We start from the raw sequence: 6,579 nt of genomic DNA on the forward strand, positions 1-6,579 counted from the left end.
GTAGCGGGGGTGCGATTTTGCAGATGCCGGACGGGCGCAGCGGGCTCCGCTGGGTGGCTTGATGCCCACACCCCCGTAGGAGATGATCGAGACAGCGATGGACGACCGTTACCGCGAAGCCCTCGGGATCGTCGAGCGCGACCTGTACGCACGGGTGCCGTGTGTACTCACCGACGACGACTTGCCGCAGCTCACGGGACACGCTCGCCGGCTCGTGGCCGTGGTCATGACGTGGTGGCGCGGCGAGATGGAGGCCGGGCGTGCTCGCCTGCTCGCCACGCTAGGCCCCCGGTCGATCGAGTACCTCGGCGAGCTACCGCCCGAGGACCGCGAGCGGGCGCTAGAGGCGCTCGTCGAGCGGTGGATGGTGGCGCCCGCCGGCCCGATCGCGCCGTGGGCGGCGATCGGGCTCCTCTTCGGTGCGCTGCTCGATAGCGATCGGCGGGCCGCCGGGGCGGCGCTCGAGGGGCTGGCCCCGGGCCTACTCGCGCGGCTGCGACGCCGGCTGGAGGGTGCCACGCGCAGCGAGCAGGCAGGCGCCGAGGCGCTCTCGGCCGCGATGGCCGCGGGCGCTGCCGTGGTGCTCGACGAGCGATCGCGCGGCGAGGTGGTGCCCGACGTGGCCGCAGCGATCGCGGAGCGGATCGAAGCCGAGGCGGTGGCCGGGGCGCTCCCGCCCGGCTGGACACGCACGCGCGACGGGCTCGACGTGGCGACCGAGCCCGAGCAGATCGCGACCCTACCGGCAGGCGCGGACGAGGCCGACCTCCTCGCCGCGCTCGACTCCGAGCGCGAGGAGCACCAGCTCGTCGAGCGGCTGCGCGCTGCGGGGCTGACCGAGGCCGAGCTGGCGCTGGCGCTCCGCCTCGCGAGCGGCGAGGCCGAGTCGCTCGCCGAGGCCGCCCGGCTACTCGGGCGCGGCGACTCGACCGCCCGGAATCAGGCTCGCGCCATCCGTGACAAGCTCCGGCCCAAGACGATCCGCTCGGCATAGACGGTCGGGGCCTCCTCACCGGATACCGGTAGGAGGTGCCGACGATGGCACGGATCGACCTGGCGCTGGTCGAGTGGCCCGAGACCCCCGAGGCTGGCCCCCGGCTGCTCGGGCGCCTCGCTGACCCCGATCTGGTCGCCGCCGCCCGCGAGCGGATAGCCGCTGCCCGGCGCCGCGACCTCGCCGCGCTCGAGGCGCCCGTGCGTCTCGTGCCGGAGGCCGGCGCCGAGTGACCCCGCGTCCGCCTCGCGATCCGCGCGCCGCCCCGATGATCCGCGCCTACGCGCGCGCGATCGCCGAGGCGGTGCTGCGCGAGATCGCCGAGACGGGCGCCAGAGACACCACGACCCCGCGAGCTGGGCAGCGGAGCGGGGCCGTGGATCTACAGGAGACGACGGATGAGAGCCTACGACCCGGCGCCTGACCCCGCCACCACGATCGGCGCCGTGCTGCCCGACACGCTGCGCGTCCTGGGATGGCGCGACTACCACTTCCTCGAGGCCATCGAAGTAGTCGAGCGGCTGCCGGTAGCGGACAGGGAGCCGGCGCTAGCACTCGTCTCGGAGCCCGGGATCCCGCCGCGGACGGCGATCGAGATCCTGCGCAAGCTCGCGAAGCGGAAGCCTGCCGAGCGACGCGAGATCTACCGGCTTGCGGCGAGCGAGGATCCTCGCGAGCGATCGCTCGCCAAGACGCGCGCGGCGGAGCTGCCGCCGATGCCCGATCCGCGGCTAGCGTCGCTAGACGACATGCGGCGGCGCTGCCGCCGGATGCTCAGCCTCTATCCCGCCGACCCCTTCGCAGCCGAGACGCAGGAGCTGCTCGTGCGGATCGAGGCGCTGCGAAGCGCGATCGCGGTGGCGTATCGCGCGCTGCGCGATCGCGAGGCCGCCGAGCTGAGCGAGGCGCACCCGTGACCGCCTGGCGCCTGGCCGCCGACTGCCCCGCGTGCGGCGCCCCGCTGCGCCTGCGGCGGCGCCGTGCCGACGGCGGGGAATTCCTCGGGTGCTCGAGCTACCCGCGCTGCGACCACGCCGAGGAATTCGATCCGTATCTCGACGCGCTCGCCGAGCAGGTGGACGATCTGCGCGACCGCCTGGCGAGCGCGACCGCGCGGCTCGCGGACCGCGAGCGCGAGCAGACACCCGAGAGCGTCGATCTGCGGCGAGAGCTGCGCGGGCTGATCGCGCTCGCCCATCCCGACCGCTGGCCGCACGCTGCCGACCTCGCGCACGAGGTGACTGCGCGGCTGACGGCGCTGCGCGCGCGGGTGGCAGCGTGACGGCGGCAGCGACACCCGGCGGCGACCGCGACGAGCTGCGCGCGCTGCTCGCGGAGCTCTATCCCGGCGACGTGGCGCTAGGGCTCCTCGAGCTCTGCGGCCCGCGGTGCGACATACACCACGGCGCGGCATGTACCGCGCCGGGCAAGCGCCCGCTCGCGAGCGGGTGGACGGCCGAGGCTGCGGCACGCTGGGCCGATCCCGACGCCGACCCCGAGCGGTGGCGCGCGCGCATGGCCGACCACCTGGCGCGCGGCGGTAACATCGGCTGGTGTCCCCCGGCCCGCGTGCTAGTGCTCGACGCCGACACGCGCGAGGCTGTCGCCTACCTCGCGCGCGCGCTGCCGGATGCGCCGGTACAGGCTACGGCGCACGGGGCGCACTACGTCGTATGGCTGCCCGATGGCGTGACTGTGTCCGCGCGCACGGGCGTCGCGCTGGCGCCCGGGATCGCCGTGGATCTGCGGCCGGGCGGGCGCGCGCAGATCGTGGTGGCGCCGAGCGCCCACGCGAGCGGGCACGTCTACACCTGGCAGCGCAGCCTACCGGCGGACCTGGCCGAGCTCCCGGAGATCCCGGCGGGCCTGCTCGCGGCGCTCGTCGCCGACGAGGGCGCCCGCGACCGGGAGCATGGTGGCGATCGTGATGGCGCAGGCGACGGCGACGAGATCCCGGCCGGGCGGCGCAACGCCACGCTCGCGAGCCTCGCGGGCACGATGCGCCGCCGGGGCATGTCGGCCGAGGAGATCCTGGCGGCGCTGCACGCCGTGAACGCGCGACGGTGCCGGCCGCCGCTCTCGGCCGCCGAGGTGGCCGCGATCGCGCGCAGCGTAGGGCGGTATCCGCCCGGCGAGGGCGCGGGCGCCGAGGGCGAGGGGGGCGAGCAGGCAGCCGGCGCGGGCGAGGAGCCGCGACCGGCGCTCGACCTCGCGTCCGTCGCATTCTCCGGTGCCCGCCTGCGCGCCCTGCGCCAGCGACCCGAGGCCGTGTCGCCGCTCCCTGGCATTCTGGATCCCGAGCCTCACCTGCACGTGCTCCTCGGCAAACCGAAGTCGGGCAAGACGACCTTCGGGCTCGACCTCGCGCGCAACTGGGCACAGGGCATCGCCCCGTGGACAGGCGCCGAGGCGCTCCCCGGGACGCGCGCGCTCGTCGTCTCTCGCGAGCAGCCGGTGACACGCATCGACGCCACGATGCGGCGCCTCGCGCGCTACGCGGGCACGGGTGACACGTGGGCCGACCGCGTGGCGATCGTGGCCCGGGACCGGGAGCTGCCCGCCGAGGCGCGTCGGCTCCTCACCCTCGACGCCGACGGCCTGGCGGCGCTGCGCGGAGCCCTCGAGCTGGCGCGCGAGCGGGGCGAGCCGTACGGGCTGGTGCTCCTCGACTCCCTCTCGCGGCTCAAGCCCGCGTCGATCGAGGAGCGGGACAACGACCTCTTGACCGAGTGGCTCGACGCGCTCGAGGAGATCGCGAGCGCGTGCGGCGTCTGGCTCGTCCTGATCCACCACGTCGGCCACACGAGCGACGCGAGCCGGGCCGAGGCCAGGAGCGCCGGGCGCGGGGCGTCCAGTATCTCGGCCGTCGCGCAGGTCGTGCTCCTCTATGAGCGCGTCGCCCGCTCGCCGAGGCTGCGGCGGCTGCTCGCGGACGGCAACGCGATCCTGCCCGCCGAGTACCACTACGAGGTGGCGGGCGCCCGCGCCGAGACCGGGTCGATCCACTACCACCGACCGGCCGACGCGCTCGCTGGCCACGACCCACGCGCCCTCCTGGCCGACGGGCCGGTGAGCCTGACCGGGCTCGCGTGGCGTCTCGCAGGCGAGGAGCCGGTCAAAGGACGCAAGCCGCCCGGCGCCGCGATGCGCCTAGCCGGCCAGCTCACCGAGCGATGGGAGCGAGCCGGAATCGCCGTCGTCGCCGACGGGGCGCACGGCGCGCGCATGGTGACGCTCGCCGCGATGGAGGAGCCCTGATATGTCGTCCGTGCCCATCCGTGCCCGATCCGTGCCCACCACTAGGGGCACGGACAAGGGAGCGTCCGTGCCCTCCGTGCCCCCTATAGGGGCACACGGAGGGGGGCACGGACAGACACGCTCCCGAGGCTCGTCCGTGCCTGCGGCTCCTGCGGTGGACGAGATCGACCCCGCCGCCCTCACGAACGCCGGCGACGTGCTCTTCCGGGTCGCCGAGCTGTTCGGCCCCGGGGTGGCGCTGATCCGTACCACGCCCGGGCGGCCGGCGGCACCGGCACCGAGGCCGCAGCCGAGACCGGCGCCCGTCCGCCGGCAGCTCGCTCTCGAGGGGCTGCTCGGCTTCGAGGCGCTCAAGCGAACAGGAGGCAAGCGATGACACTCCGGCGATACCTGATGCTGCACCGGCGCGAGCAGACCTCGGTCGGCGACCTCGCCCGCGACCTGGCCGCCGACCCGTGCGCGCGCCGCCTGCGAGCCTACGAGAGCCTGCGCGCGCATCTCGAGGGTCACGGTGCAGGCTGGCAGGCGATCGACGCGCTCGACGGCGCACACGCTCTCTGGCGCGAGGCCCGTTACGACGCGCTGCGAGAGCAGGGGAGGAGCACCCGATGACGTGTCGCTCCCCGGCACACACCCCCGCCGTGCCGATCCGCCCCGCGGGCGCGCCGCCGAGCGTGGCCGTGCGCCGCCGCTCTCGGGTGTCGGGCTCGCCCGTGCCCCGTAATCGACCGTCTAGGTGCCCGCTGGACGCCGCGTGGTCGGGCTCGGGATACCGGGCGCTTGCGCGGGCGGATCGTGGCCGGCGGCGCAGGGATTACGGGGCGCGGCGCGGAGCGCGCTCGTGAGCCGGCGCCGCTACCGGACCCTCGAGGAGCGCGAGGCCGTCTCGCGCGGCCTGCGCCGGTGGCATGAGCGCCGCCGCATCGCTGCCGAGCGCCGCATCGAGCGGCTGCGCGTGGCGCCGCAGGACCTACTCGCGATCGAGGCCGGCGACGTGGACGCCGTGCGCCCGGAGCTGATGGCCGCGGTGGCGGCCGGCGCCGATGAGGCGCACGCGCTCCTCGAGGCGCAGGGCGGCGCGGATCATGCCGGGCCGGCGCGCACGATCGCGGCGCAGGATTTTGGCCGGCTCGGCGCCGTCATGCGCGGCCTGCTCCTGCGGTGGGCTCAGACTGGTGACCCTGAGCTGGCGTCGCGCGTCGCCACGCTCTCGAGCGCGCGTCGTGGGCTGCTCTCGCTCCTCGGCCTGGACGAGCGCCGTGTCGAGCGCGACCTCGGCCAGTACCTCGCCGATCGAGATCGCGAGCCCGCGCAGGATCGCGCAGGCGGCACGATCGACGTGGCACCCGTGCGCGAGCCCGCACCCGCCGACGATGCGCCCTTGGAGCCGCCGTTTGGGGCCGTCACGCGCCCAAACGGGAGCAAGTCCGCCAAGCCGCGCGCCGAGCGCGAGGAGCCCGCACCGTGACCGTGCTCGGCGACCTGCTGCGCCAGCGGCTCGCCGAGGGCCGCGCCCCCGCGCCCGTGCCGGCGCCGTCCTCGCCCCCGGCGCCCGATCCCGCCGCCCTGATCCCCGTGGTGGCGGCGCCCTCGATCCCGGCGCCCGTGCCGGTGCTGGCCGCGCACCCGCTCGCGTCGCCCGCCGGCCTGGAGCTGCTCGGCCGCCTGCGCCGCCTCGACCTGGCGCGGATCGCCGCGCGCGGCGCCGAGCTGGCCGCAGCGCTCGCGGACGATGCTGCCGACGCGCTCGCGCTCGAGCTCGACGACTCCGAGCTGCGCCTCGACCTGCCCGCACTCGATCTGCTCGCGGCGCTCGCGGTCGATGCGCTCGATCTGCTTACCGGCCCCGCGGTAGGGGCCGAAAACTAGGAGGACTACGTCATGGGATCGCGTACATGGACCCGACCCGCCGGCTACGTCGTCTCGGTCGGCGGCGCTCCGCTCCGCTCCGCCAGCCCCCACCGGCGCTCGCTGCTCGGCGACCTGCTCGCCGCGCGCCTGCGCGAGACGGCGCCGATCCGCCGCCCGGCTCCGCCCGACCCGAGCGACGCGCTGCGCGAGGAGCGCCAGCGCCAGCTCGAGGACGCGCTCCGCCAGGCGCCCGAGGGCGCCCTCCTGGCCGCCCGCGTGCGCGAGGCTGCCGAGGATGCCGCCGAGCGCGACGCGCTCGACCTGGCCGTCACGGCCACGCGCGACCGCGTCGAGTCGATCGAGCGCCAGCGGCTCACGGTGCTGCGGCTGCCGCCGACGGCGGGCACCCCGGCCGAGCTGCACCAGCTCGAGCGTGCGCTGGCCGACGCCCGCGCCGACCTGGCCGCTGCGATCGC

Annotated in this window: 10 protein-coding genes; all 10 read left to right on the forward strand. The window is 75.9% G+C overall.

Annotated features, from left to right (window positions below):
• The first annotated feature begins 97 nt into the window (after positions 1-97).
• Entirely contained in the window at positions 98-994 is an 897-nt protein-coding gene (locus OZ948_19620; GenBank protein MEB2346928.1) for a hypothetical protein, read from the forward strand.
• A gap of 44 nt (positions 995-1,038) precedes the next feature.
• Positions 1,039-1,227, forward strand: coding sequence for a hypothetical protein (locus OZ948_19625; protein ID MEB2346929.1), 189 nt, complete (start codon positions 1,039-1,041; stop codon positions 1,225-1,227).
• 165 nt (positions 1,228-1,392) lie between these two features.
• A complete protein-coding gene (locus OZ948_19630; protein MEB2346930.1) occupies positions 1,393-1,911 on the forward strand; it encodes a hypothetical protein in 519 nt (172 codons plus the stop codon).
• Positions 1,908-2,276, forward strand: coding sequence for a topoisomerase DNA-binding C4 zinc finger domain-containing protein (locus OZ948_19635; GenBank protein MEB2346931.1), 369 nt, complete (start codon positions 1,908-1,910; stop codon positions 2,274-2,276). Before OZ948_19630 ends, OZ948_19635 begins: the two co-directional genes overlap by 4 nt.
• Positions 2,273-4,252 carry an AAA family ATPase gene (locus tag OZ948_19640; protein ID MEB2346932.1) on the forward strand — a complete coding sequence of 660 codons (1,980 nt, stop codon included), beginning with the start codon at positions 2,273-2,275 and terminating at the stop codon, positions 4,250-4,252. The genes OZ948_19635 and OZ948_19640 overlap by 4 nt, the downstream gene beginning before the upstream one ends.
• Positions 4,253-4,388: 136 nt before the next feature.
• The gene (locus OZ948_19645; GenBank protein MEB2346933.1) at positions 4,389-4,628 is read left to right on the forward strand and encodes a hypothetical protein; all 240 of its coding nucleotides are present in this window, start codon (positions 4,389-4,391) and stop codon (positions 4,626-4,628) included.
• Positions 4,625-4,864: a hypothetical protein gene (locus OZ948_19650; protein ID MEB2346934.1), complete on the forward strand. Its 240-nt coding sequence runs from the start codon at positions 4,625-4,627 to the stop codon at positions 4,862-4,864. Before OZ948_19645 ends, OZ948_19650 begins: the two co-directional genes overlap by 4 nt.
• 229 nt (positions 4,865-5,093) lie before the next feature.
• Positions 5,094-5,720, forward strand: coding sequence for a hypothetical protein (locus tag OZ948_19655; protein MEB2346935.1), 627 nt, complete (start codon positions 5,094-5,096; stop codon positions 5,718-5,720).
• The gene (locus tag OZ948_19660) at positions 5,717-6,121 is read left to right on the forward strand and encodes a hypothetical protein (GenBank protein MEB2346936.1); all 405 of its coding nucleotides are present in this window, start codon (positions 5,717-5,719) and stop codon (positions 6,119-6,121) included. Before OZ948_19655 ends, OZ948_19660 begins: the two co-directional genes overlap by 4 nt.
• Positions 6,122-6,133: 12 nt before the next feature.
• Positions 6,134-6,579, forward strand: a 446-nt coding sequence (locus OZ948_19665) for a hypothetical protein (protein MEB2346937.1), incomplete at its 3' end; no start/stop codon positions are given.

This window comes from Deltaproteobacteria bacterium, assembly GCA_035063765.1.
GTDB lineage: Bacteria > Myxococcota_A > UBA9160 > UBA9160 > PR03 > CAADGG01.

Bases quoted from the DNA above. Each gene is read 5' to 3' on its own strand.
- OZ948_19620 (MEB2346928.1), top strand. From the start codon at position 98: ATGGACGACCGTTACCGCGAAGCCCTCGGGATCGTCGAGCGCGACCTG.
- OZ948_19625 (MEB2346929.1), top strand. From the start codon at position 1,039: ATGGCACGGATCGACCTGGCGCTGGTCGAGTGGCCCGAGACCCCCGAG.
- OZ948_19630 (MEB2346930.1), top strand. From the start codon at position 1,393: ATGAGAGCCTACGACCCGGCGCCTGACCCCGCCACCACGATCGGCGCC.
- OZ948_19650 (MEB2346934.1), top strand. From the start codon at position 4,625: ATGACACTCCGGCGATACCTGATGCTGCACCGGCGCGAGCAGACCTCG.